At 38.7% G+C, this 23,963-nt stretch carries 31 protein-coding genes and 1 pseudogene; 29 read left to right on the forward strand and 3 right to left on the reverse strand.

Annotated elements, in window-relative coordinates; translation table 11 throughout:
* The first annotated feature begins 1 nt into the window (after position 1).
* Genes IGJ26_RS04795 through IGJ26_RS04810 form a run of 4 tightly spaced genes read left to right on the forward strand, consistent with a single transcriptional unit; the run spans position 2 to position 2,558 of the window.
* Positions 2 to 901 carry a recombinase RecT gene (locus IGJ26_RS04795; RefSeq protein ID WP_430599908.1) on the forward strand — a complete coding sequence of 300 codons (900 nt, stop codon included), beginning with the start codon at positions 2 to 4 and terminating at the stop codon, positions 899 to 901.
* Positions 902 to 939: 38 nt separating this feature from the next.
* Positions 940 to 1,845 (forward strand): Lin1244/Lin1753 domain-containing protein, encoded by a 906-nt coding sequence (locus IGJ26_RS04800; RefSeq protein WP_430599909.1) that lies wholly within the window; start codon positions 940 to 942, stop codon positions 1,843 to 1,845.
* A 14-nt stretch (positions 1,846 to 1,859) separates the two neighbouring features.
* On the forward strand, positions 1,860 to 2,267 hold the full coding sequence (locus tag IGJ26_RS04805) for a RusA family crossover junction endodeoxyribonuclease (protein WP_430599910.1): 408 nt from the start codon (positions 1,860 to 1,862) through the stop codon (positions 2,265 to 2,267).
* A gap of 18 nt (positions 2,268 to 2,285) precedes the next feature.
* Positions 2,286 to 2,558, forward strand: coding sequence for a hypothetical protein (locus tag IGJ26_RS04810; protein WP_430599911.1), 273 nt, complete (start codon positions 2,286 to 2,288; stop codon positions 2,556 to 2,558).
* A gap of 60 nt (positions 2,559 to 2,618) precedes the next feature.
* Here IGJ26_RS04810 and IGJ26_RS04815 read toward each other — a convergent pair whose 3' ends face one another.
* Positions 2,619 to 2,804 carry a DUF6440 family protein gene (locus tag IGJ26_RS04815; RefSeq protein ID WP_430599912.1) on the reverse strand — a complete coding sequence of 62 codons (186 nt, stop codon included), beginning with the start codon at positions 2,802 to 2,804 and terminating at the stop codon, positions 2,619 to 2,621.
* Between the two features lie 123 nt (positions 2,805 to 2,927).
* On the opposite strand from IGJ26_RS04815, the gene IGJ26_RS04820 reads away from it, so the two are divergent.
* Entirely contained in the window at positions 2,928 to 3,080 is a 153-nt protein-coding gene (locus IGJ26_RS04820) for a hypothetical protein (protein WP_347482662.1), read from the forward strand.
* Between the two features lie 41 nt (positions 3,081 to 3,121).
* The gene (gene dcm, locus IGJ26_RS04825) at positions 3,122 to 4,042 is read left to right on the forward strand and encodes a DNA (cytosine-5-)-methyltransferase (RefSeq protein ID WP_430599913.1); all 921 of its coding nucleotides are present in this window, start codon (positions 3,122 to 3,124) and stop codon (positions 4,040 to 4,042) included.
* Between the two features lie 76 nt (positions 4,043 to 4,118).
* On the opposite strand, the gene IGJ26_RS04830 is transcribed toward dcm, so the two are convergent.
* The gene (locus IGJ26_RS04830; protein WP_225001203.1) at positions 4,119 to 4,427 is read right to left on the reverse strand and encodes a hypothetical protein; all 309 of its coding nucleotides are present in this window, start codon (positions 4,425 to 4,427) and stop codon (positions 4,119 to 4,121) included.
* Between the two features lie 159 nt (positions 4,428 to 4,586).
* Complete coding sequence (locus IGJ26_RS04835; protein WP_244733440.1) at positions 4,587 to 4,724, reverse strand: hypothetical protein; 138 nt, start codon at positions 4,722 to 4,724, stop codon at positions 4,587 to 4,589.
* Positions 4,725 to 5,443: 719 nt separating this feature from the next.
* Between IGJ26_RS04835 and IGJ26_RS04840 the strand changes: the two genes are divergently transcribed.
* The 23 genes and pseudogenes from IGJ26_RS04840 (at position 5,444) to IGJ26_RS04950 (ending at position 23,961) form a co-directional block, all read left to right on the forward strand.
* Positions 5,444 to 5,632 (forward strand): hypothetical protein, encoded by a 189-nt coding sequence (locus IGJ26_RS04840; RefSeq protein WP_430600005.1) that lies wholly within the window; start codon positions 5,444 to 5,446, stop codon positions 5,630 to 5,632.
* A gap of 2 nt (positions 5,633 to 5,634) precedes the next feature.
* Entirely contained in the window at positions 5,635 to 5,811 is a 177-nt protein-coding gene (locus tag IGJ26_RS04845) for a hypothetical protein (RefSeq protein WP_430599914.1), read from the forward strand.
* A 102-nt stretch (positions 5,812 to 5,913) separates the two neighbouring features.
* Positions 5,914 to 6,330 (forward strand): ArpU family phage packaging/lysis transcriptional regulator, encoded by a 417-nt coding sequence (locus IGJ26_RS04850; protein WP_429972157.1) that lies wholly within the window; start codon positions 5,914 to 5,916, stop codon positions 6,328 to 6,330.
* Positions 6,331 to 6,778: 448 nt separating this feature from the next.
* Positions 6,779 to 7,372 carry a hypothetical protein gene (locus IGJ26_RS04855; protein WP_413139584.1) on the forward strand — a complete coding sequence of 198 codons (594 nt, stop codon included), beginning with the start codon at positions 6,779 to 6,781 and terminating at the stop codon, positions 7,370 to 7,372.
* 84 nt (positions 7,373 to 7,456) lie between these two features.
* Entirely contained in the window at positions 7,457 to 8,233 is a 777-nt protein-coding gene (gene terS, locus IGJ26_RS04860) for a phage terminase small subunit (protein ID WP_430599915.1), read from the forward strand.
* Positions 8,218 to 9,513: a PBSX family phage terminase large subunit gene (locus IGJ26_RS04865; RefSeq protein WP_430599916.1), complete on the forward strand. Its 1,296-nt coding sequence runs from the start codon at positions 8,218 to 8,220 to the stop codon at positions 9,511 to 9,513. Before terS ends, IGJ26_RS04865 begins: the two co-directional genes overlap by 16 nt.
* Positions 9,514 to 9,526: 13 nt before the next feature.
* Positions 9,527 to 10,966, forward strand: coding sequence for a phage portal protein (locus tag IGJ26_RS04870; RefSeq protein WP_430599917.1), 1,440 nt, complete (start codon positions 9,527 to 9,529; stop codon positions 10,964 to 10,966).
* Between the two features lie 11 nt (positions 10,967 to 10,977).
* Positions 10,978 to 12,084 (forward strand): annotated as a pseudogene (locus tag IGJ26_RS04875) (minor capsid protein); the annotation flags it as partial.
* 150 nt (positions 12,085 to 12,234) lie between these two features.
* Complete coding sequence (locus IGJ26_RS04880; RefSeq protein WP_430600006.1) at positions 12,235 to 12,564, forward strand: polymorphic toxin type 50 domain-containing protein; 330 nt, start codon at positions 12,235 to 12,237, stop codon at positions 12,562 to 12,564.
* Position 12,565: 1 nt separating this feature from the next.
* Positions 12,566 to 12,772, forward strand: a complete 207-nt coding sequence (locus IGJ26_RS04885) for a hypothetical protein (protein ID WP_008377723.1) — start codon at positions 12,566 to 12,568, stop codon at positions 12,770 to 12,772.
* Between the two features lie 198 nt (positions 12,773 to 12,970).
* A complete protein-coding gene (locus tag IGJ26_RS04890; RefSeq protein WP_430599918.1) occupies positions 12,971 to 13,624 on the forward strand; it encodes a DUF4355 domain-containing protein in 654 nt (217 codons plus the stop codon).
* Positions 13,625 to 13,643: 19 nt separating this feature from the next.
* Complete coding sequence (locus IGJ26_RS04895; RefSeq protein WP_008377728.1) at positions 13,644 to 13,970, forward strand: hypothetical protein; 327 nt, start codon at positions 13,644 to 13,646, stop codon at positions 13,968 to 13,970.
* Between the two features lie 22 nt (positions 13,971 to 13,992).
* Positions 13,993 to 15,015, forward strand: coding sequence for a major capsid protein (locus IGJ26_RS04900; RefSeq protein WP_429968661.1), 1,023 nt, complete (start codon positions 13,993 to 13,995; stop codon positions 15,013 to 15,015).
* An 11-nt stretch (positions 15,016 to 15,026) separates the two neighbouring features.
* Complete coding sequence (locus IGJ26_RS04905) at positions 15,027 to 15,287, forward strand: conjugal transfer protein (RefSeq protein ID WP_430599919.1); 261 nt, start codon at positions 15,027 to 15,029, stop codon at positions 15,285 to 15,287.
* 13 nt (positions 15,288 to 15,300) lie between these two features.
* Positions 15,301 to 15,636 (forward strand): phage head-tail connector protein, encoded by a 336-nt coding sequence (locus tag IGJ26_RS04910; protein ID WP_430599920.1) that lies wholly within the window; start codon positions 15,301 to 15,303, stop codon positions 15,634 to 15,636.
* A complete protein-coding gene (locus tag IGJ26_RS04915; RefSeq protein WP_430599921.1) occupies positions 15,633 to 15,983 on the forward strand; it encodes a hypothetical protein in 351 nt (116 codons plus the stop codon). The genes IGJ26_RS04910 and IGJ26_RS04915 overlap by 4 nt, the downstream gene beginning before the upstream one ends.
* A complete protein-coding gene (locus IGJ26_RS04920; RefSeq protein ID WP_008377739.1) occupies positions 15,973 to 16,515 on the forward strand; it encodes a hypothetical protein in 543 nt (180 codons plus the stop codon). Before IGJ26_RS04915 ends, IGJ26_RS04920 begins: the two co-directional genes overlap by 11 nt.
* Positions 16,515 to 16,877 carry a hypothetical protein gene (locus IGJ26_RS04925; protein ID WP_430599922.1) on the forward strand — a complete coding sequence of 121 codons (363 nt, stop codon included), beginning with the start codon at positions 16,515 to 16,517 and terminating at the stop codon, positions 16,875 to 16,877. Before IGJ26_RS04920 ends, IGJ26_RS04925 begins: the two co-directional genes overlap by 1 nt.
* 12 nt (positions 16,878 to 16,889) lie before the next feature.
* Complete coding sequence (locus IGJ26_RS04930; RefSeq protein WP_008377743.1) at positions 16,890 to 17,303, forward strand: major tail protein; 414 nt, start codon at positions 16,890 to 16,892, stop codon at positions 17,301 to 17,303.
* Between the two features lie 323 nt (positions 17,304 to 17,626).
* On the forward strand, positions 17,627 to 18,034 hold the full coding sequence (locus tag IGJ26_RS04935) for a DUF6096 family protein (RefSeq protein WP_008377747.1): 408 nt from the start codon (positions 17,627 to 17,629) through the stop codon (positions 18,032 to 18,034).
* Positions 18,035 to 18,057: 23 nt separating this feature from the next.
* Positions 18,058 to 18,432, forward strand: a complete 375-nt coding sequence (locus tag IGJ26_RS04940; protein ID WP_430599923.1) for a hypothetical protein — start codon at positions 18,058 to 18,060, stop codon at positions 18,430 to 18,432.
* 10 nt (positions 18,433 to 18,442) lie between these two features.
* Complete coding sequence (locus IGJ26_RS04945; protein WP_430599924.1) at positions 18,443 to 23,590, forward strand: phage tail protein; 5,148 nt, start codon at positions 18,443 to 18,445, stop codon at positions 23,588 to 23,590.
* 14 nt (positions 23,591 to 23,604) lie between these two features.
* Positions 23,605 to 23,961: a DUF6711 family protein gene (locus IGJ26_RS04950; RefSeq protein WP_200125074.1), complete on the forward strand. Its 357-nt coding sequence runs from the start codon at positions 23,605 to 23,607 to the stop codon at positions 23,959 to 23,961.
* The last annotated feature ends 2 nt before the right edge of the window (positions 23,962 to 23,963 follow it).

Below are 23,963 nucleotides of genomic sequence, written 5' to 3' on the forward strand. Positions count from 1 at the left end.
TATGGCCACAAATGATGCATTGAAGAACCAATTAGCTGAAAAGAGTACACAGGTTGTTGATCCATCTAAATTAGGATTCAAGGCTTTAATGAACACACCAGCAATGAAAAAGAAATTTACAGATATTCTTCACGAGAAGTCGGATTCCTTTATGGGATCCCTTATGACTCTAGTTGGTGGTGATAATTACTTATCTCAAGCCGAGCCAATGACGATCATTGCATCAGCTTTAAAAGCAGCGACAATGGATCTGCCGATTGATAAGAACCTTGGTTATGCTTATGTAGTTCCCTTTAATCGATCAGAAAAGGTTGGGAACAAATGGGTCAAGCATAACGAAGCTCAATTCATTCTAGGTTACAAGGGTTATATTCAACTTGCTCAACGAAGTGGCCAATATAAAGCTTTAAATGCTCTGGCAATCTACGATGGGCAATTGATCGATTGGAATCCATTGACCGAAGAATTTACGTTTGACTACAAAGCTAAAGTATCAGATGAAGTGATTGGTTATGTCGGATTCTTCGAACTATTGAACGGCTTTAAGAAAAAAGTTTACTGGACCAAACAAGAAATCGAAAGTCATCGAATCAAGAATGCTAAGGGATATGACAAAGAAAAATTAAGTGGCGCTTGGATCGATAATTACGACTCAATGGCCATTAAAACAGTTCTTAGGAATATGTTATCCAAATGGGGCCTTTTATCTGTTGAAATGCAATCAGCAATTACTTCGGATGAGAAAGTCTTTCGAGTAGACGAAAACAACGATTTGATTGAAGAAACTGATTTATCAGATATGGAGCCATTGAATCAAGATCTAAAAGAAGCTGAACGAGTTGAAGAATCTGAAAACATTGAAACATTGTTCGATACATCAAATCCACCGATAGAAAAATAATGAGGGAGTTAAACTCCCTCTGATTAGGAGGAATAGGCGTGGCAAGACCAACGAAGAAAGGTCTTGATTATTTTCCTCTGGATGTCGATTTTTTATCAAATTTAAAAGTTAGAAGAATTATTAAAGCATGCGGTAAAGAAGCCGTTCATATACTGGTCGCCCTGCTGGCTAATATTTATCGAGATGAGGGGTATTACGTTTTGTGGGATGACGACCTTGCGTTCTTAGTGGCTGACGAAGTTGGTACGAAGGAGGGCACAGTTGAAGAACTGGTTAGAAAAGCCGTGCAAGTAAAATTCTTTGATAAAGATATTTTTGATAAATACTCCGTATTAACTTCTAAAGGAATTCAAAACAGATACATTCTAGCCACTAAGGAACGTAAAAAAGTTGATCTTGAATTTAAGTATTTGCTGACAAATGAAGTTAATCGGTCGAATATCTCGATTAATGGGCGGAATAACTCAGTTAATCAGGGGAATAATCAACAAAGTAAAGTAAAGGAAAGTAAAGAAAAGGAAATAAAAGAAGATGCTACTGCGGGCGAGAGTGCGTCCCTTGAAACTTTCCAAAAATTATGGCTCTTTCCAAATGTTGTACAGGTCGATGATCTGCTTAATCTGGTGGATATCTATGGCGATGAACTTGTAGAGGCTGCTATTAAACTTGCTGGTAGTAAAGATGTCCCTAAGAATCGAGCGATTAGCTTTTTAACAGCTTCTTTACAGGAATGGGCAGATGCTAACGTTAAAACGATCGATCAAGCAAGGGATTATCAACGAACTAGAGGCGCTAGGAAACAAGGCTATAATCAAAAGCCACTGCGTGAGGAAAAACTACCTGATTGGGCTGTAAACGAACAGGGGGAAGAACAGTTATCACCTGAGCGCCAAGCAGAGCTTGATGCAAAACTAGCAGCTTATCTAAACAAAACGAAGCAGTGAAAGGAGCAGATGGCTTGAAAATCGTCATACCGATCACACCAAAGCCTCAATCAAGACCTAGGTTCACCAAGCATCGTAAGACTCCTTATGAGGAATCAGCGATGAAAGCCTATAAAAATGCAGTTAAGTATCATGCTATGTCAACAAGGCCGCTGTTAATTGAAAAAGGACCAGTAGTGGTTGATGTCTGCTTCTTCGTGTATCCACCAGCTTATATCTCAAAAGTAAAGAAAAACAGGACTTTGCTTGAGGATGAGACCATGTACTGCGATAAAAAGCCAGACATTGATAATTATTTCAAAGCAGTGACAGATGCGATAAATGGCATTTTATACAAGGACGACGGGCAGATAGCAGTTAGCATTTTCCGTAAAGTATACAGCTTCAATCCTCGAACAGAAATTGAAATTAATCCACTTTAGGAAGAGAGAAGGTATCTCATGGGAGAAATGGCTGAATACTGGAATGATGTGAAGCCTTACCTGAAAGAGCGTAGAACGCAGCATGTTAAGCGCATGGGCGATTCAGCGACAAAAAATATTAAGGCTTTGGGTTTTGAATTTAAGCATTATCCAAATAACCATCAATTTGCGATCAATACGCCAAAAGGCATGATTGATTATTGGGGAACAACTGGTACTTGGATAGATCGTAAAACGAAAAGACGTGGCAAAGGACTGCATAGTCTTAGGAAGTATATTAGCGGCTGTTAGTCAGTAAGTGGAAGAAATTACCAACTTGGAAAGAAAAAAGACCAACACAAGTTGATCTAATTAATCCTTATAATGAATACTTCCATCTGGCTCTAGTCTTGGTGTAATTGCGACGCCTTTTCCGTCAGAACTGATAACAATTGTTTGAATATATTGTACCTGTGTCTCGGGATCAGTAATAACAAAGATTTCGTTGGTTCTGCCTTTATAAACTTTTTCAACTTCAAATTCAATATTGTTCGCCATAGAATCACTCCTTTTAAATAAAATACCATAATAAACAAACAAAATAAATAAATACTATAAATGTTTGTATATATGAAAATTTAGTAACGGCAGAAATTAACGACTAGGAAAGGACGGTTGATCATGACTGATAAAAAGATAAAACAAATAGTGATTGATGTTGAGATCGGGGAATATTGTGTAGAAGAAGTAAGTTTCAAGATTCCAGAAGAGCTGGATGCGGAAAATGTCGAGTATATATTTGGTAGCGTGCTTGCAAATATGAATGATGATTAAGTCAGTAATCCACCAAAATAACCAACTAAGGAGTGAAGCTAGTGCTTCAAATTTTAGAACTTTTCGGAGGCATTGGCAGCCCTCGAATTGCATTGAGAAATTTAGGGATACCGACTAAGTCAATTGATTATGTGGAGATTGATCAGAAAGCCGTTGATAGTTACAACGCTATCTTTGCAGATGAATTACCCTTCAAAACTCAGTCAGTTATCAACTGGAATCTAAAACCGGACATTTTGATTCATGGGTCGCCATGTCAAGACGTATCTATCGCTGGAAAGCAACAAGGTGCTGACGAAGGATCTGAAACTAGGTCTAGCTTAATGTGGGAAACAATCAAAATCATACGTGATATGGGCATATGGAAGCCAAAAATTGTGATTTGGGAAAATGTAAAAGCCGTGACATACAAACACATGCGAAAGAATTTCAATCGGTATCTCGATGAAATGGAAAAACTAGGGTATTCGAATTCATTTGATTTGTTAGACGCAAGGGATTTCGGTCTACCTCAAGCAAGGCAACGAGTATTTACGATTTCAGTTCTTAATCAAGAACCTTTTAACTTTCAAATTTTGAATCGTAAGCCTATGAAAGATATCACAGAGTTTTTGCTTAATAACGACCAGGTCGATCCAATCTACAACGTAACGCAACCTAGTGTCTTATCTGTGATCGGAAAAACAGGAATCAAACGTGCAACAGTGATCCAAGAATATGCATACACAATCACAACTCGACAGGATCGCACACCAGCGCAGGTAATTGATTGTGGAAACGATCGCTTTAGATATCTTACTGAACTAGAGTGCTGGAGGCTACAAGGCTATTCAGATGAGGATTACTTTGCAGCCGCCTCAACAGTTAAAAGAAATGGTAGGTTTCGAATGCCTATGTATAAACAGGCTGGGAACAGCATACCTGTTGATATCTTTGAAAGTCTGTTTGAAGCACTAATATAGTCAGCTATCCGACGAAATAAAAAACTGATTGAGAATGATATCAACCAGTAAGGGCTATAGACGATCGAGGATAGCGTTACTTATCATCGTTTTCTTTAAAGTAGTCATCAATGTACTCTTTAATTTTTTCAAAATCTTTAGTCAGAAAGAATTTAGAAGGAACTTTTATGATAGGAAGGTTGTTTTCATTATCAAAAGGAACGAATGGCTCAGGAAGGACCAAGTAGTCAACATTATCTTTGTCCCTAAGATAATTTACTGAAACATCGTAAAACTGAGAGAAATAATCTTTAAGACTTGTATCTTTTTTTAAAAGAAGTCCCGGAGATAATGGCGTATACGACATTACATTATTGAGCACTAAGACAAAACAAATTTTTTTCATAGATAAACCACCTTTCAGTTAAATTATATACTAATTAATAGAATTAATGTAAATGAATTGAAAATATCGGTATTTGATTTTTTGATAATAAAAAATCTTTAGATTGTAAAAAAAATAAGTCAGCAATCGTCAGCGATAACTAAAAAAATACCTAAATATCTAATTTTTAAGGAAAGCAACTAAGAAAAATAAAACAGCTGGAATCCAAAAGAACTTTGACCCTATTCCTAGTACAAAAAAAGCTACAGCTAAACCAAGATAAGTTTTATCTGCATCATTATAATTATGAAATTTCATTAGTTTACCTCCCGTAGTTCTATATCAAATAAGTAAGAGAAAATGATTAGATGAATGAATATAATTTCAATAATCTCATTTGATACTAGAAATGGATTTTATAATCATTTTCAAAAATATCACTTATCTTTATATTTTGGTAGGGAAAAATTATTTCATACCATACAATATACATTTCTCTATCATAGATACCTCGAAGCAATAAGTCGTTTATATCTGCGCTATTTGAATCAAATAAATCACATATATCAATTCTCTTAAAGTTATCCATAAAAGCACCTTCGAAGTAAAGGATAACAGAACAAAGTGTGTAAGTAAAAAAATTATATATATGCGAAAAAAAACCAGTACCTTGGAGCATTCGGGTACTGGAAAGGCTAAATTTAAAATGAATCGGGCCTCAATTGCATTTAGTTAGGAGTTGCCTTTTTTTAAATATTACTTTAATCAGTCTTTTTGAGCAAATAAAAAAACCAACAACTATAAAGTTGCTGGCAATGCCTAAAAACTTGAAAGGGTTAGTTAAAAGAATATAAAGGCATTACAAATATTCTAAAGTAAATATTGAGTATCCGTCAAGGAAACTGCTATGTACAAAAAAGAGATGGCAAATTACTTACCATCTCAAACAGTGAACTGTCAGTTTTCCGCCTGACAGTTATATTGTATCAAATCAATGTGTGAAAACACTATTAGTAAGGAAGGATGAAATGCTTCGGATGAAGAATAAATCTTTTATTGTAATAATACTATCGGCAATAATCGCTACAAGTTGGCTATCCTATACGATAGTGGACCAACAGGAACAAATTGAGCAGTTACAAGAACAACTGCAGCATGAGCAGATGAAGTACAAGATTATTATCAATGATTCGCTAGTCAGGGATGCGATGGAAGCAGGGGGATGAAGATGACATTTGCAATACTAGGTACAACGGCTTTTGTCGTGATTATGTTTTTATGTGTTGTGATAGGCAAGGCTACTGACAAAAAGGAGCAAGATTATGGAGGAAGCTATTTTATGAAACAAGATGGTGTTGATCGTCGAAGTAATCGTCACAGAGCAGTTAAAAAAGATCGAAAGTAAAGCAAAATAAAAAGCATTAAGCAATCGCCCAATGCCCCAAAAATAATGATTTTGTCCCCGCCAAGGTGACTTCATTATACCAGACAAAGGGGCGATTGAGCAATGATGCTATTACTAAGAGAAGTTGATTTCTCTCAAACGAGAAAGAATGCACGATATGTTTTGAAGAACTATCGTCGGTTGGAGCGGATTGCAGGTCGTTCAAAGATCGATGTCCGCTCACCAATTATTACTGATATGCCTAGAACACCTAGCAATGGAAATAAGTCCGAGGATGCTTACATTCAAAGATTGGATGCAGAAACAGAAAGAGATGCAATAATCGTGGCGCTTATGGCTTTGAAGCTAACAAGCAGACAGATACTTCATTATAGCTTCTGCTTACAAGAGCAGTATTCTAATCTAAGGATCGCAGATGAGATGGGCTATTCAGTTCGGCAAATTGAGCGAATGAAGTCAGATGCATTGGTTGAATTTGCTGAAAGTTATCGTCGTGGCAAGCTTGTCGCTTATCGTTGAAAAATGGCGGTTTTTTGGCGGTATAATGGCGGTTTAATGCCAATAATCCATAGTAAGATAGTATTGTCAATTATTGTAAATAACAGGGCGCACTCCTTTAAGATGCGTTGGCAGACCTCCTTTCTGAAAATTATTCCCAGCGCCCTGTGTTTAACTAAGACGGCAAAAAAATCTATTATGAATGGAGTTGAACACACTCCTTATCTTCATTCGCTAGCCGTCTTTTTTATTATGTCACTGTGGCAGACCGGGGAAATGCAGAGGCTATGCATATAATGTGTACGACTCGTAAGTGAGGTTCAAGTCCTCACCAGTGGATTTGGGAGTTGTCGGTTAGATTACTCACATGATATTTGCTACTTCCTACTAGGCAGTCCTTTAGGGCTGTTTATTTTTATTGGGTATTACTCGATTTCTTGATATCATATAGAAAAGGAGTGATTCATAAGTGAATAGTGAACAATACGTAGAATCTGTTAAGCAGATGATGTCCCAACAAAATAACTTTTTTGCAATATTTCTTGCTATTTTAGCGATTGTACTTACATTTGCTGGAATATTACAATGGAGATTAAGTAATAAACAAATTCAACAAATCAAAGAAGAAACAAGGGCGGAGACAATTGCTGATATTGAGAAAATACTTAATTTATCTGATTTACATACATTAAAAGACGATATAAGGAAGCCTTTGATAAATAGTATTGAAACAGCAACTCAATCGGCTAATGGATTTTTAGATTACGAGCATCTTTCGTTAGATTTAATTTTTTTAAATTTGAATAGAAGTCCGTATCCCATAGCTGATTTAATGGTTGTTATAGATGTTTACACGCCTTATTTGAGAAGGGATATAGGTAATTTAAACTATTTCGTTTCCAAAATAGAAAAACTAGTTAATAATTCGGATATCAATTTATCAGACGAAGGTAATATCCCACGTTTAAAACTTGTGTACGATAAATTATCTGTAATTGAGAGTAGCTTGAATCAAAAGTCATTTAAAATTGAAAATTTTAAGAATACTAATCTTTTTAAATAAGTAATTGTCTAAAGATCTCACTTGAGGTCTTTTTTTTGTATAGAATTACAAAACAAACACAGATCGCGAGGTGGTGGAGAATGGATGGCTAGACAGAGAAATCCAATGCGAGATGAAGGATATCGTATTTGGATAGAATCAAATAAACAGAAGCCTCTCAAAGATATTGCCGAAGAATTAGGTGTATCTGCTTCTACTGTCCGTAAATGGAAATCTGAAGATAAATGGGACGGCGAAGCGAAACGGAGCGCTCCGAATGAAAAAGAGCGTTACGATTCAATGCGCGGCAATCAAAATGCCAAAGGTAATCCTGGTGGTAAGCCTCCGACTGATAATAAGAATGCTGTAAGTCATGGGCTGTTTGCCAACTGGCTTCCTGATGCTACACGCCAAATCATTCAAGAACTTTATACTTCTGAACCTAGTGATATCCTTTGGAACAATATTATGATCCAATACACCGCAATTATACAATCGCAGAAAATCATGAACGTTCAAAGTGAATTTGATCATACAGAGGATGTTGTCAGTGCGGAAGTAAATCCGATGTTTGTTGACCAAAAAACAGGCAAATCAGTCCAAACAAAGGTTACACGCCAATTTCAATATGCATGGGATAAACAAGCTAGTTTCTTAAATGCTCAATCAAGAGCTATGGGAACGTTGTCTAATTTGATTAAACAATTCATAGCTATCTCCGATGATCGAGACGAGAGAAGACTTAAATTGGAACTTATGAGTTCACAAATCGACAATCTGCGTGCCAAAAATAATAATGGTGACGAAGAGTTTGATACGGAAGATGATGGGTTCTTGGAAGCATTAGAATCTGAGGGTGAAAAACTATGGCCAGAAGAATAAAACAGGTAGTATTTAAGTTCAAACCTTTCAGCAAAAAGCAGAAGATGATTCTTACTTGGTGGACAAAGAAGTCTGCCGTTAAGGATAAAGACGGAATCATAGCCGATGGCGCTATTCGTAGTGGCAAAACTATTTCTATGTGCTTATCTTATGTTATTTGGGCTATGTCAACATTTGACAGCAAGAATCTTGGGATGGCAGGCAAAACAATCGGCTCGTTTCGGCGGAACGTACTGTTTTGGCTTAAACTTATGCTTCTATCACGAGGATATCGATACAAAGATCATCGTGCTGACAATATGTTGGAAGTTACTAAAAGAGGCAATACCAATTACTTTTATGTTTTTGGTGGTAAAGATGAACGATCCCAAGACTTGATTCAGGGTATTACATTAGCTGGCATGTTCTTTGATGAGGTAGCACTTATGCCAGAATCATTTGTAAACCAAGCGACTGGGCGTTGTTCCGAGAAAGGTTCCAAGTTTTGGTTTAACTGCAACCCAGATGGTCCATACCATTGGTTCAAACTGAATTGGATTGACAAGATCAAAGAAAAAAATCTGGTGTATCTTCACTTTACGATGGATGACAATCTTAGTTTAGATGAATCTATCAAGAAGAGATATCGCAGCATGTATTCAGGAGTCTTCTACAAACGATATATTCTTGGTTTGTGGACAGTTGCTGAAGGTATCATTTACGATATGTTTGATCAATCAAAACATGTCTACAATACATTAGTTGATTTCATTTTCGGTGATAATTATATAAGCATTGACTACGGTACGCAGAACGCTACCGTATTTTTGTTGTGGCAAAAAAGTAAAGATGGCATTTGGTATTGCGTAAAAGAATTCTATTATTCTGGGCGTGATAACAAAAAGCAAAAGACAGACAGTGAATTTGCAGATGAACTACAGAAGTTTACAGAAGGTATACGTATTAAAGAAGTGATTGTGGATCCATCTGCTGCTTCTTTTATTGCAGAGTTAAAGAAACGTAACTTCAAAATCAGAAAAGCAAAAAATGATGTTCTAGATGGCATTCGTTTTGTGGGTACTCTCCTTAACGAAGAAAAAATAGCGTTTAATTCCTCTTGTGTGAATACCCTAAAGGAATTTAGTTCTTATATATGGGATTCTAAAGCAATGGATCGTGGAGAGGATAAGCCTATTAAGCAAAACGACCATGCAATGGATGCCGTTAGATATTTCGTTTACACGATTATCTTTAAGAGCAACAAAGTTAAAATTACTAATCGTCCTACATGGATGGAATAAAGAAGGTGAAATAATGGCAATCGCTATTGATCGTGAATTAGCTGGTGATATTAATAACCCTAGTATGGAAGTAATCAATTTCTGCATGGATGAGCATAAGAAAGAAATACCACGGCTAGATATGTTGTTTGATTACTATGAAGGTAGACCGCATAAAATTGGTCAAGCAAATATTCGAACGCCACACGAAATGGATGAAATCTTTGTCAACAACGCTAAATATGTAACGGACATGATGGTTGGATTCACGGTAGGCGCTCCTGTTTCTTACGCAGCTGCAAAAGATAAAGACATTGCGCCTGTTACAGATGCGTTAGAAAAAATGAAAATTAAGAAGCACGATAAAGAATTGGAAAAAGGTTTATCAACAATGGGCATGGGGCTTGAGTTACATTACCTTGCTATTAAGCCCGGTACCGAAGGAAACGATGTCCCGGAAACAGTGCCTAAAATTGCTTGGATTGACCCTAGAGGGATGTTTCTAGTTGTTGATGATACTATTGATCGAACAAAATTATTTGCTGTTCGTATGGTCAAGAAGCGTGACTTGAAAAGAAGAACATTCTGGGAGATAACAGTTTACACTCCAAAGTGGGTGATCACTTATCTATCTAAAACGAAGCGACTAGATCCAACAAGCTTAATCAATAAATCGCCGAATCCTAAAGTTAAACCGCATTACTACAAGGATGTACCTGTAGTTGAGTTTAGAAACAATGAAGAAAAGCAAGGTGACTATGAGCAACAACTATCTCAAATAGATGGTTACAACGTCTTACAAACGGATCGTATCAAAGATAAGAAGAACTTTGTTAAAGCGATCATGATTATGTTCGGATTTGGGTTGCCTGACGAAAAGCCGGATGAGATAAATGGAACAATGGCCATAGAAGCGCCAGCCAAATCAGATGGTGGAGATTTCCAGTATGCTACGAATACATTCGATGAGACTCAAGTACAGACACTTGCTGATTCTTTGTTAGACGATTTTCACAAGACTACTTATGTGCCTAACCTGAACGACGAGAACTTCGCTGGAACCCAGTCAGGTGAAGCGATGAAATACAAGTTGTTCGGGTTGTTGCTGGTGTTGTCAATCAAAATTGGATACTTGGAAGATGGAATCATGCAGCGTTTGGAATTGTTGCAAAACATTTTAAATGTAAAAGGCCATAACGTCGATGTCGAAGGAACAACGATCAAGTTCAAACCTAACTTGCCAATTAACCGATCGGATATCATAAATCAGATCAAGGAATCGCAAGAGTTTATACCGTTATTAATTAGCTTAGGTTGGTTGGATGATATCGATAATCCACATGAAGTGGTTGAAATGTTGAATCAGCAAAAAGAGGAAAATATGAAGTTGCAAGCCAAAGTATTAGGTGTGCAAGCTGAAGATAGTCATTCGGATTTGGATGATGAGCCGAACGAAGAGACTGAAGAAGACTAGGAGCTGATTAAATGGCTCAAAAGAAACGTAAGCTATCCTATTGGGAACGTCGAAACATTGATGCTGAGCAAAAGATAAATGACGGTGCAATAAAGGTTGAGGAAGCTGTGTCGAAAGCTTACAGGCAAGCACAGAAATACTTGACCCAAAAGGTAAGGAAGTTATTTGCTCGCTCTCAACAACGATCTGGACTATCTGAGGAAGAGGCTAAACAGATACTGAATCAAACAACATCAGTTGAAGAGTTAGCAGAATTAAGAAAGCTGTCAAAGCAGATTAAAGACCCAGAGTTACAAGCTTCAGCGAAGAATCGTTTGCAAACATTAGCATTTAAAGAGCGTATCACTCGTGCAGAAGATTTGAAAGCCAAGTCTTTTTTAGTTTCTAAGCAAGTTGCAGATGTTCAGTTAGAAAAGCAGACAGAATTCTATGTAGATGCTATTCATGAGTCATATCGTGAGGCTACCGCGGAATCAGTTATTCGTAAAGCCCAAGAGAATGCCAAAAATGGCGTTGTCATTGAGGTATGGAACAAAAAGGATTATCAGTTCAAAGAATTATCTACCAGGTATACAAAGAACATCCTCGATAGCCATTGGCATGAATCAAATTATTCTAAAAGGCTGTGGGGCGACACTGAAGCTTTAGCGGCAAGATTAGAAGAGTTGTTCACTGTCGAATCAATGACTGGCATGTCTGAGTTTGAGATGGCTAAGGCAATAGCTAGTGAATTTGACCGCTCAATTGGTGTTGCTAGGCGGTTGATACGCACGGAAGCTAATTACATGGCTAACCAAGCAAAACTCAAAGCGTGGCAAGATAACGGCGTAAAAGAGTACATGCTAGTGGCTGTGTTGGATTTGCGGACATCTGAGATTTGTCGAGGCAAAGACCATAAGTTTTATTTAGTCTCAGAAGCTGTTGTAAATGGAGCTAGTGGTACATATCCGCCGTTCCATCCTTGGTGTCGAACGATTGCAGTAATGTATAGCAAACGCACGCTGAAATTGCCCAGAAACGCTTTGGATCCTATTAGCGGCAAAGTCATTCCGATAAAAGGAGAAACAACCTATAATGATTGGATGAACAAGCTGAAAGAAAAGTATTCTGACGAAGAAATTGCATTACAGCAAAAGAAAATAAAAAATGCTGCAAAAGATAATGCTGAATACAGAAACTTAAAAAATGTATTAGGTGATAAGAATACACCTTCGACATTGGATAAGTACCAGAATATCAAGTATAATAAGGGTAACGAATGGGAAGAATTGAAAGATCATTACTTTGTTAAATCGCGCCTGAAAGATGCAAGATACGGATCTGTTATAAACGCTGAAAAACAAGCGCCTCATATGAAAAGCACTGCTAAAGCAGGAAAAAGTTATTTTAATGATGATGTCGATGTTCAAGGGCTATTTGATAAGTATGCTGGTACTGGGGTTGTCGAAACTAGTAAAAACGGTCGAATGAACAAAGAAAAAATTATGACTGATACATTTTTAGGCTTTGATTATCGATCAGGTTTAGAGGTAAAGGGGTTTAAGATTCATCATTCAGCAAATAGAACCCATTTAGTACCATGGAAAGGAGAGAGTTAAGATGGATTTAGAAAGCTATCTAGGTAAAGAAGTCCGAGTAACGTTTTTGGATGGTGTTATATTGTCAGGTAGAATAATTGACTATACTACTAGTGAAGATAATGACGATGAAGGAGAATATTTGGTTATTAGGCCGCAATCTGGAAAGCTAAAAGATCGATCTGTTGCTTTCTTTGAACACGAAATAGAGTCAATACTTGAGAAGTAATAGTACCCAATCTTTTATTAGATTAGGTGCTATTTTTATGCCCAAACTTTGATGGCAATAAAAGCTAAGTAAAATCTAATAACGTGTGTGGGTTCAAAATAGAATATCAAAGGTAAAGCACTGTGTCTGGGCGAAAGCGTGGATGGGGTGCTTTTTTGTTATGCCTGTTTTGAGTGTGCATGGGTAAAGGAGAAAGTTATGAAAGAGAATAAATTGTTAATGGACCAATTTGTAGGGCACAAATACGGCAATCGGTTGATGAAAATGAAACTGCAGTTCTTTGCTGAAGGCGGCGAAGGTGACGGTGCAGATGGTGGGTCAGATGATGGAGAAAGCAAACCAATTTCTTTTTCCAGTCAATCTGAATTCGATTCTGTTGTAGACAAACGGATTTCTAAAGCCATTGAAACGGCACAGGCTAAATGGCAGACGGATGCTGAAAAACGTATTCAAGATGCCGAGAAAAAAGGTCAAATGTCTGCCGAAGAAAAAGCGCAATATGAGCTGCAACAAGAGCGTGAACAGTTAGAAGCTGATCGTGTGGCTTTGAAACGTGACAAGGATGAAGCAGGTGTAATCAAACGGCTTTCTGCTGATAAGCTCCCAGACACTCTCTCAACTGTATTAACACCTTTGTTTGGTGGTGATGAAAAGAATCTAGAGGAAGCGTATGGCAATGTATCTAAAGCTTTTCGTGATGCAGTTGAACAAGCAGTGAACATCCGTCTTGCGGGATCAGCTGATAATCCAGCAGGTAATAGCGGTGGTAATGACAAAGAGTCAATCGGTAGCCAATATGCAAAGAATGCAAATAGTCGGAAAAAAGCAACCAATGACGACTTTTGGAAATAAAAAATAGGAGGAAACACAAATGTACGTAAAACCAATCAAAACAGCTAAGCACTTAAACTTCTTAGCTAGCGCAAAATTCCAAAACTTTACCTACCAAGCTGACAAATCTTTCGAAGCTGGTGAAATCTATCCAGCCAATGACGGTACAGCTTTAGGTATTGTATTTAATTCAGTAACAGTAGATGCTGATACAGGCTCACAACCAGCAGCAATCCTTGTAGGTGGTTATGTATTGGCTGATCGTTTGCCAGAAGCACCAACGAATGCTGCGATCACTGCACTGAAGAATATCACCTTCTTAGATGCTGATAAAAAACCAAAAGTAGCCGCTGACAGCGGAGAATAAAAGGAAGCAGGAGGAAATAAACATGCCAACAATTATGGAATTATTTACACAAAACGAAGTTTTAAGCTATGTTCGTGATCGCGAATATAAACCTTTACTAGGTGAAACACTCTTCCCAGAGCGCAAACAACCGTCTTTGAAATTGGATCAATTAAGCGGCGGTAGCCGTATTCCTATTGCAGCATCTATCCACGACTTTGATACAGAAGCGGAAATCGGCAGTCGAATTGCTAACAAGCAAGAATTAGAACTAAGTTTGATCAAACGAAAAATCCAATTGAAAGAAACCGATATTATTGCTTTGGAAAATCCACGCACGCCTGCAGAACAAGCGTATCTAGTTGGCCAAGTTTACAATGACATCGATCAATTAGTAGCTGGTGTACGCGCTCGTGTGGAAGCTATGCGTATGGAAGTATTAGCCTCTGGTCAAGTTACGGTTAAAGAAAATGGATTGAACTTCACACTTGATTACCATGTTCCTACTGAACACAAAGAAGCCTTGACTGGTACGAACGTTTGGACGAACGAAAATTCTGATCCATTGGCTGATATCGAACGTTGGATTGATGCATTGGATACTAAGCCAACTCGTGCGCTCACTTCTCGGAAAATCTATCGTGCGCTTGCTACGCATCCTAAAATCATTGCTGCAATCTTCGGTAAAGATTCTGGGCGTGTAGTTTCACAAGCTGACTTAGATGCATTCATGGAAACTCATAGCTATCCAGTAATCCGTACTTATGACGAGAAATATAAAGTACAGCAAGCTGACGGAACGTATACAACAAAGAAATATTTCCCTGAAAACAAATTCGCAATGTTCAATGATGATTTGTTGGGTGAAACGCTATATGGTCCTACTGCAGAAGAAACTCGTTTGACTCGGGATCCAGCGGTTGATACTACGCTTGTCAGCAATGTATTGGCATCTGTTTACGATGAAACGCGTGATCCTGTCGGAACTTGGACGAAAGCTGTTGCAACTGCATTGCCTTCATTTGCAGCTGCTGATGAAGTGTTTCAAGCACAACCAATCGCATAGGAGGAAAAACAATGTTTAAAGTCAAAGTAAAAGATATCCCTGTATTCTATTCGGGGAGACGTTATGGTTCAGGTGAAGAGTTAATTATCGAAGGCGATCATATGAATGATGATTTGTTTGATAAAATCGAAGAAATCGAAAATGTGCCGTTCAAAGGCGTTAAAGAAGTAACTTTACGTAAGGCGCTTGAAGCTGCAAAGGTTGAAATTCCTGAAGAGGCTGATCGTGATGCATTGATTCAGCTGATGAATGACAATCAAGTAACTTTGTAAGGAGTGATAGCTTATGAATGAACAAAATCAAATCGTCCTAGATAAGCTTGCTGTCGAACTAGGGCGTAAGTTTTCTATTACGGATTCAACAGCCATAGAAGTACTGAAAGATGATATCAAAGATGCAATGTATGATGCATTGGATTATTGCAATCGTGATGTACTTGTGGGCAATATGCCGTCTTCTGTTAAAGATTTGTATATCTTTCGCAGGAATACTGAAGGTAACGAAGGCGAAACAGCCCGGACTGAGGGCGGTGTATCTCAATCTTTCGAAATTGGTATTCCTGCAAAGATTCAATCAAAACTCAATCGCTATAGAGTGGCAAAAGTGAGGTCGTTCAGATGAGACTTAGGGAACGCGATTTACAAATTGTCTACCTAAAAAAACGAAAAGTCACTCATGACGAAGAAGCAGAAGAAATAATCACATACCCGTTTGATCCGATTGAGTTCAGTATGAATGTACAAGCTGCAAGCGGTACGGTAAACGCTCAGATCTACGGTAGCAAGCTTGAAACAATGAAAGCATGTAAATACCAAGGTGACAAGATCAACGAAGGACAAAATGAGTTAGACGGTATTTGCGTCTATGTCGGCAAAGATGAGGAACCAGACTTCACAATCAAATCTATCCAGACATTTTCGACACACAAGAACATTATGCTGGAAAGGAATGATAATCGTGGGAGTTGAAATCAAAGGCCTTGAAAGTTTACGGCGAAAAGTCAAAGCAATACCGCAAATCTTAGATGATGCGATGTGGGATGCAACTTTTGAAATTACCGAGTTGATTAAACAAGCCGCTGAATTGCGATTATCGTCTAGCATGAAATATTCTAGTGGTGAATTATTGGGAAGTTTGAAGAATGAAGTTGTGATCAATACACAAAACCAAATTGTTGGGCGTGTCTGGTCCGACAAGCAAGAAGCGCTATTTCGTGAAGTTGGTACTGGTCCTGTCGGTGAAGCTAGTCAAAAAGACTTACCAGAAGGATTTACACCAGTTTACTCGCAAACAGCATGGTTTATCCCAGCAAAAGATGTTGCAGTTGATTTGGAAGCTATATACGGTATTCCTAGTGTGACTGTTCAAGGTACAGACTTCTACATTACCAAAGGACAGCCAGCACGACCGTTCTTGTATCCTTCTTTAGTAGATTTGATCGGTGAAGCACCTGAAATCTACAAAGAACATGTACAACGCAAGTTAAGGGAGTTGAAGTGATGGAACGAGTTAATATGAAGGCAGTCACTGTTGAAGTATTACAAGCCGTTACTGCTATCAAGAAGATTGCTACGGACTATCCTTCAACTTGGAATACATTCCCATTGGCTATCTACCGGACAGCTAACAAGCCACATCAGATTGATTCATTAGGTAAAGAGTTACAAACAGAATGGACAATCACAGTTGAATTATACGGAGACAAAAGCCAGACCAGTATTGCTGAAAGTGTTTTAAACACATTCAGTGGTATTGGTTTTTCTGGCACCATTAAAGATGCTAACACAGCTGATCTAAAGCGAATCATCGTTGAAGTAACAGCTGTAGTTGATAATGTTACGAAATATGTTTACAAAAAATAGGAGGAATTACACATGGATTTTGCAGGACTATTATCAAAGGGTACCGTCTTAACCTACAAAGATGGTGCAACAACTAAAACTGTAGCAGCAGTTAAATCTATCCCAGCATTGGGTAGTGACCCAGAAAAAGTGGATGTAACACACTTGGGATCAGAAAAGAAAGCTTATATCAAAGGTATCGAAGATACTGACAACTTAGAATTTGCGATCGTATATCAAGGAGATAACTTCCGTGATATTCACGCCTTGGTTGAAGCGAATAAATCGGTCGATTGGACAATCACATATCCAGATGGCTTAAAATCAGAGTTTACTGGTGAACCATATTATAAATTTGATGGTGCAGAAGTCAATCAAGCCATTGGATTTAACTTAGGTGTGGTTGTTAGTGAAGGGCCGACTATGACACCTGCACCGGCAAAGTAATCAACCCCGAGTCGGTTACTTTGTCACCGAAGACATCTACCGCAGTTGCGGGGACTGCATCAAATCGTCAATTGTCAGCAACTGTATCACCTAGTGATGCTACTGATAAAACTGTTAAGTATACAATTGCACCAACTACTGCAGGTTTGGCAGTATCGAACACTGGGAATATTACCTGGACTGCAGATGTGCCGTCAGGAGCCTATACAACAACAGGTATAACAAATTCCGGAAATAAAACAGACACACACGTTTTAACATTAACAGAACCAGTAGAAGGTTAGTCAAAAGACTAGCCTTTTTATCTTAGGAGGAAAACAATTATGTCAAAAAACAATATCGCACAATTTCCACACACAACACCATTCGAATTAGGTGATCTAACTTTACAACTGCGATTGGATGGTAAAGCCGTTTTGGCAATTGAAAAACGATTAGATGAAGGGATCATGGGTCTTTTTGTTAAAAAACAAGGCGAAATCAAATTGCCTCCATCAAATAGTTTGCTAATCGTGTTGCAAGGGGCAAATAAAACAAGCGGTGTAACGGATAAAGTTATCACTGAAGCATTTGAACAATACCTAGATTCTGGGAAAACGACTATGGATCTATTCGGTGAAGTGAATGAATTTTTGGATGAAGCTGGTTTTTTCGGAAAGAAAGAAACGGAGAACGAAGCGACAGATGGGGAATCTTTGGATCAGACGAACAGCGAAGACAGTCTTCTGTAAAAAACTTCTCCAATTTATCTGAAATGCTTGAGTATATGTATCCTCAAGCGGTTGAAGCAGGAATCCCCTCTACTGAGTATTGGGGAATGACCCTTGAGGAAATCATGATACAAGTCCAAGCGAACAAGCGGATAAAAGAAAATGAAATGAGAGAGAGGGCATATTTTGATTATGCGCAGCAAAAATTATCAATCTATGCTTTTAACGATCCTAAACACATGCCTGGGTTCGAGGATGCTTATCCTTTTCTCAAACAGATTGAGCAAGCCGTTGAGGAAGCCAAAACAGAAGAGGAATCAAAGCAAGACGCGATGAAGCGGGATCAAGAAATTTTCCTGGCTCAAGCACAAGCGATCAATGCAACACGAGAGAGAAGAAAACTCATAGAAGAAAGGTAGGTGAGAAAGCATGGAATTAGAAACGCTTGAGGTACTCCTTGATATTAATACTGCCAGAGTTGAGCAGTCATTGGAACGTGTATTGCCGCAAATCGAAAGTGCTATGAGTCGAATCCAACAAATGTCTGGTAACTCTATGGATCGTACGGAGAAAAACATGGATATTGAAAAAGGTGCTAGCAATTTCACGAAACAACTAGAAAAAATGAATCAAGCACTCGAAAAAACATTAGCAAACTTCGAACGATCAACAAAGCAATCGTCCGAAGCTGTTGGCGACAATTTTTCTTCTGGTATTCGCAAAGCTCGTCCAAAAGTAACCAAAGAAATTGATGCGATGGTCAATGAGATCAACGCCAAGATGGGTCAAGCGAAAGCAGCGCAAGAAAAGATTGCTTATCTGAAATCGCAAAGACAAACGGCATCGAGTCAAGGGGATACAGGGAAAGTCGTAAAATACGATGAACAAATCGCCCGAGCGCAAGCGCAAATGACGAAGTTCAAAGATCAAGCAGCTGGATTGGGGAATACCATCAAACGAGAACTTGATGCAGTTCCTTCTTCCTTGGATAACATTACAAAAGGCATGAGCCAAAACGAAGTTCAAATCGAAGCGATGAGAAAACGAATTCGAACATTAAAGGCAGAATACAACGATCAACGCGTACCAACTGGCAGCTTTAGTTCTGGATTCAAGAACTATGAAGATACTCCTCAATCACTGAAAACGTCTGGTGAGATTCAAAAACAATCAATCAAGATGAATAAATTAATCAGTGATAATGATCGTCTACAGAAGGAGTATTCCCAAACAGAAGATCGTGCAGAAGCACTGAGGAAGGCTCTCCAACGAGTCAACTCTGCATTAGGCCAATCCTCCATTCAAACTGGTAATGCTTCTAACGGTGCAAGTATGACAGGCACAGGGTTGAAGCAATCTGAGCGAGCTGTTTCTAAATATGGCGGAGTATTCAACCGTATGTCCAATGCAGTTTCACACGGATTTGGGAGCGTCGGAAATGGCTTGAGGAACTCTCTTGGATTTATTGGAAAGTTCGGAAGTCTATTTTCTAGTAATTCCAACAAAGTTACAGCTGGAACAAATCGAATGACCGGAAGCACGAATGCTTTTGGCCAGTCGATGAAATATCTATTACCTTCATTGGTCGTTTATCAGCTGTTAGGTGGCGCGATTACCAAACTAGCTAGCGGTATGATGTCAGCATTGAAAACGAACGATCAATTCAGTGCTTCGTTGAATCAGATTAAAGTCAACCTTATGACGGCATTTTATCCAATATACACGGCAATCTTACCAGCACTAAATGCGTTAATGAGCATAGTAGCTCAACTCACAGGGCAGCTGGCTTCCTTTATTGCGATGCTATTCGGAACAACCTATGATGCAGCAAAACAAGGCGCTAGTGGACTGTATGACAATATCCAGGCGTTAAAAGATACTGGCTCTTCCGCAAATAAAGCCAATGAGAAAGTGAAGAAACTACAAAAGTCTCTCATGGGATTTGACCAAATCAACAAGCTAACGATGGATACAGATGATGAAAAGAAAGAAGATTCTGCTCCTGGTATTGATTTTGGATCTGCAACTGGTACCTATTCCACGCCTAAATGGATGAAAGATATCCAAAATATACTAAAAAATTTCTTCAAGCCGTTTCAGGATGCATGGAAAAACCAAGGACAACGAGTGATCGATGCTTGGAAGTATGCACTAGGTGAGGTTATTGGACTTGCATCTGCTATCGGCAAGTCATTTATGGAAGTTTGGACCAATGGGACCGGGCAGCTTTTCATAGAAAATATATTGATCTTACTTGCAGATATACTCGGAATAATTGGTGATATCGCTGGTGCTTTCAGACGAGCTTGGGAAGACAACGGACGAGGAACACGCCTGATTCAATCATATTTTGATTTGTGGAATTCGATTCTGGGCTTATTGCATGAAGTAGCGAATTCATTTAGAAATGCATGGAATGACAACGGACTAGGCGAATCTATTTTGGGAAATCTGTTAGAAATCGTCACAAAATTAAATAATGCTGTATCAAATATAGCTGCCCAATTCTCAGAGGCATGGAAAGCTGGTAGTGTTGGTGAATCTATCTTTTCAACTCTTCTTGAAATTGTTGATGGCTTATTAGAAAAAATAAGGGTAATGGCTGGAGCTACCGAAGAGTGGGGTAAGAAGCTTAACTTTACTCCTTTATTGTCGTCTATTGAGGGTTTATTGAAATCTATTCAGCCGCTAGCGGAAAATATAGGAGCTGGACTAGCTTGGTTTTATGAGAATGTTTTACTGCCGTTAGCAAAATTTACTATAGAAAATGTCATACCGGCATTTTTAGATTTACTGAGTGGTGCTCTAGATTTACTAAACGGAATTATCGAGGGGTTAAAGCCTGCTTTTAAATGGTTGTGGGATAACTTCTTAAAACCTATAGCAACATGGACTGGCGGAGTAGTTGTTGAATTCATAGAATCTTTAGCCGACGTATTATCTGATATAGGGGATTGGATAACCAAGCACTCTGAAGGTTTTTCTAACTTTGTAATTGTTTTCGGAACATTTGTGGCGACCTTAAAATTATTAAGTATCTTATCTACAGTCGTCGGAGTATTGAGTTCAATATTCGGTTTCCTCAGTTCAATAGGTGGACTTGCTGGAATTCTATCGGCTGTGGGCAGTGCAATAGGTGGAGTAGTAGCAATTTTAGGTGGGCCAATAACCATTGCGATTGCTGCAACTGTAGCTGCAGGTGTGTTACTTTGGAAAAATTGGGATACGATTAAAGAAGCAGCAGGGAAACTTGGTAAATGGATTGGAGAAAAATGGGATGGCATTAAAACGGCCACTTCAGAAGCTTGGGGAAAAGTTACTAAGTGGACTAGTGAAAAATGGAATGATGCGAAAAAAACTGTCTCTGATAAAGCCTCTGATATTTGGAAATCTGTAAGTAACAGATGGTCAGATGTTAAGAAAAACACCAAGGACACTTGGGATAACTTTTCTACTACTATTTCGTCTAAAGCCAAAACCGCTAAGGAAAATGCTTCAACAAGACTGCAAGAATTAAAAAGAAATGTTTCTGATCGATGGTCTGAGACTTGGAGCAATACGCGATCAAAATGGGATGAAATCAAAGATAAGGTTTCAAACCAGGCCGGAGCAGCTAAGAATAACGCTAGCAATGCTTTTTCAACATTAAGAACAAATATGAGCAATTCTTTAAATTCGATGAAGTCTACTGCTTCGAGTGTTTTTGAAAAGATTGGCGATTGGGCAAATGGTCTTGGAAGCAAAATCGGAAAAGGTTTAAGTAATGGTGTTAAGTCTGTAAAAGATGGTGCTGGAAAGATCTTCAATGGCATGATTAGTGTAATAGGTAAGGGTGTTAATGGCGTCATTGATGGTATCAACTGGGTTCTAAAAAAGGTGGGAGCTGGAAAAAGTACGCTATCTTCGTGGGAAGTCCCCAAATATGCAAGAGGTACTGGATATCACCCGGGTGGGCCTGCTTTAGTCAATGATGGATTAGGATCTAACTATCAAGAAGCCTATCGTACGCCAGACGGTCGCACAGGTATCTTCCCGGCACAGCGAAATTTGATGGTAAATTTGCCAAAAGGAACATCTGTGTTGAGTGGTCCAAAGACTGCTGCAATGTACGGAGTGCAGGCCTATGCTAACGGAATAGGTGACTGGTTCAAAGAAAAGTGGAATGGTGCAAAAGAAATTGCTTCAGACATTTGGTCTTATGCATCTAATCCTAAAAAGTTATTGAATGCTGCAGTTTCCAAATTTGTTAATTTAAGTAATGCTTTTGAGCCAGCATTATCAATGGCTAAAGGAGCTGTTGGAACTGTTGCTGAGGGTTCCTATGAATGGTTTAAATCAAAATTTGCTGCAGGACATGAAGCACAAAATAGTTCGTTTGATGGATCAATGGGAAGTTGGGGTGTATACAAATACCTATACGATATCGCTAGAAAGACTGTCGGTCGATATCCAGGTATGCGAATCACCTCTGGTTTCAGACCAGGTGACCCTCATTCCCATGGGAAGCATCAGGCAATTGACGTTGCGTATCCAGCAAGTATGAATGGATCATCTAAATACATGGCTCCTGCCAATTGGGTGTTTGATAACTTTGCATCAAAAGTAGCTTATGTAATCACTCAAGGGAAAGTCCGAGACCGTAAAGGAATGTCTGGTACTGGATCAAGTGGCAGTTGGGTAAGATGGCCGCAGAATGACCACTACGATCACTTGCATATCAATGGATCTCTTGGACCAAGCGATATCGACAAAAATGCTTCGTTTGGTGCAATCGGCGGTGCTGCTGTAGGTAATGGTGGATGGACATCGAAAATCAAACAGGCTGCAAGTAAACTAGGTCAGCGGATTAGCAGTTCGGAAATTAACGGTGTTCTTGCTCAGATCCAAAGAGAGTCTGGTGGTAATCAGAGCATTACTCAAAGTTCTGCTGTTTGGGATATAAACATGGCAAATGGGAACCCAGCAAGAGGCCTGCTTCAATATATCCCGTCCACGTTTAATGCTTATAAACTACGCGGCTATGAAAATATTTTTAATGGCTATCATCAATTGTTAGCTTTCTTCAATAATTCAAATTGGCGGTATGACCTACCTTATGGTCGCAGAGGTTGGGGACCAACTGGTCGAAGAATTGTAGGTTATGAAAACGGCGGCATAGTCAATCAAGATGGTTTATACCGTATGGGCGAAGGAAACAAGAAAGAGATGGTTATTCCACTAGAGAAACCACAACGTGCCGCTGAATTGATTCAACAAGCCGTTGAGTACCTTGGAATGGATATGTTCAATTCAAGTATAGTGTTGCCGGAAATGTTCCAAGAACCAACGTTCACACCGTCTAACAGTACGTTTAGTAACAACAATCAAATGAACTATGAAGGTGGCGGTATGAAAGACTTCACTTCATCTATGGTAACCACATTGATGAATGCTGTTTCTGCATTGGGAGCAACGCCAACACAAGCGCCAAATGGTGATATTGTCATTAATATTGGCGGTAAAGAATTCGGACGTATTGCAGTTAAAGAAATCAACAAATACCATCAACAGCTTGGGTATACCGAGTTAAACATATAGGAAGGAGTGATTTTATGGCTGGATATTTAAAAATAAATGGTGTTACGATCAAGAATCCTAAAAAGTTTACAGCTGGTATCCAAGCGGTTGATGGTGATTCTGGTCGTAACGCCAAAGGTGATATGACCCGTGATTATCTAACCACAAAAAGGAAAATGGACCTTGAGTGGGGTCCGCTAACTGATGCAGAAATTTCACCAATTTTAAAAGCGGTGATGCCGGTATTTTTTGAAGTCACTTATCCAGATCCCATGGAAGGTGGCATTGTTACAAAAACATTCTATGTCGGTGATCGAACGGCTCCAGCATACTCTTGGCATGATAAACTGCCAAAGTGGGAAGGCTTAACGATGAGTTTTATTGAGAGGTAGGT

Source organism: Enterococcus sp. AZ095a, assembly GCF_050546735.1.
Lineage (GTDB): Bacteria > Bacillota > Bacilli > Lactobacillales > Enterococcaceae > Enterococcus_D > Enterococcus_D entomosocium.

Coding starts and splice junctions, on each gene's coding strand:
- IGJ26_RS04935 (WP_008377747.1), top strand. CDS start 17,627: ATGTCAAAAAACAATATCGCACAATTTCCACACACAACACCATTCGAA.
- IGJ26_RS04845 (WP_430599914.1), top strand. CDS start 5,635: ATGACATTTGCAATACTAGGTACAACGGCTTTTGTCGTGATTATGTTT.
- IGJ26_RS04910 (WP_430599920.1), top strand. CDS start 15,301: ATGAATGAACAAAATCAAATCGTCCTAGATAAGCTTGCTGTCGAACTA.
- IGJ26_RS04930 (WP_008377743.1), top strand. CDS start 16,890: ATGGATTTTGCAGGACTATTATCAAAGGGTACCGTCTTAACCTACAAA.
- IGJ26_RS04900 (WP_429968661.1), top strand. CDS start 13,993: ATGCCAACAATTATGGAATTATTTACACAAAACGAAGTTTTAAGCTAT.
- IGJ26_RS04815 (WP_430599912.1), bottom strand. CDS start 2,804: ATGGCGAACAATATTGAATTTGAAGTTGAAAAAGTTTATAAAGGCAGA.
- IGJ26_RS04905 (WP_430599919.1), top strand. CDS start 15,027: ATGTTTAAAGTCAAAGTAAAAGATATCCCTGTATTCTATTCGGGGAGA.
- IGJ26_RS04820 (WP_347482662.1), top strand. CDS start 2,928: ATGACTGATAAAAAGATAAAACAAATAGTGATTGATGTTGAGATCGGG.
- IGJ26_RS04795 (WP_430599908.1), top strand. CDS start 2: ATGGCCACAAATGATGCATTGAAGAACCAATTAGCTGAAAAGAGTACA.
- IGJ26_RS04835 (WP_244733440.1), bottom strand. CDS start 4,724: ATGAAATTTCATAATTATAATGATGCAGATAAAACTTATCTTGGTTTA.
- IGJ26_RS04810 (WP_430599911.1), top strand. CDS start 2,286: ATGGGAGAAATGGCTGAATACTGGAATGATGTGAAGCCTTACCTGAAA.
- IGJ26_RS04840 (WP_430600005.1), top strand. CDS start 5,444: ATGAAGAATAAATCTTTTATTGTAATAATACTATCGGCAATAATCGCT.
- IGJ26_RS04885 (WP_008377723.1), top strand. CDS start 12,566: ATGGATTTAGAAAGCTATCTAGGTAAAGAAGTCCGAGTAACGTTTTTG.
- IGJ26_RS04895 (WP_008377728.1), top strand. CDS start 13,644: ATGTACGTAAAACCAATCAAAACAGCTAAGCACTTAAACTTCTTAGCT.
- IGJ26_RS04915 (WP_430599921.1), top strand. CDS start 15,633: ATGAGACTTAGGGAACGCGATTTACAAATTGTCTACCTAAAAAAACGA.
- IGJ26_RS04865 (WP_430599916.1), top strand. CDS start 8,218: ATGGCCAGAAGAATAAAACAGGTAGTATTTAAGTTCAAACCTTTCAGC.
- IGJ26_RS04870 (WP_430599917.1), top strand. CDS start 9,527: ATGGCAATCGCTATTGATCGTGAATTAGCTGGTGATATTAATAACCCT.
- IGJ26_RS04890 (WP_430599918.1), top strand. CDS start 12,971: ATGAAAGAGAATAAATTGTTAATGGACCAATTTGTAGGGCACAAATAC.
- IGJ26_RS04850 (WP_429972157.1), top strand. CDS start 5,914: ATGATGCTATTACTAAGAGAAGTTGATTTCTCTCAAACGAGAAAGAAT.
- IGJ26_RS04940 (WP_430599923.1), top strand. CDS start 18,058: ATGCTTGAGTATATGTATCCTCAAGCGGTTGAAGCAGGAATCCCCTCT.
- IGJ26_RS04945 (WP_430599924.1), top strand. CDS start 18,443: ATGGAATTAGAAACGCTTGAGGTACTCCTTGATATTAATACTGCCAGA.
- terS (WP_430599915.1), top strand. CDS start 7,457: ATGGCTAGACAGAGAAATCCAATGCGAGATGAAGGATATCGTATTTGG.
- IGJ26_RS04950 (WP_200125074.1), top strand. CDS start 23,605: ATGGCTGGATATTTAAAAATAAATGGTGTTACGATCAAGAATCCTAAA.
- IGJ26_RS04830 (WP_225001203.1), bottom strand. CDS start 4,427: ATGAAAAAAATTTGTTTTGTCTTAGTGCTCAATAATGTAATGTCGTAT.
- IGJ26_RS04925 (WP_430599922.1), top strand. CDS start 16,515: ATGGAACGAGTTAATATGAAGGCAGTCACTGTTGAAGTATTACAAGCC.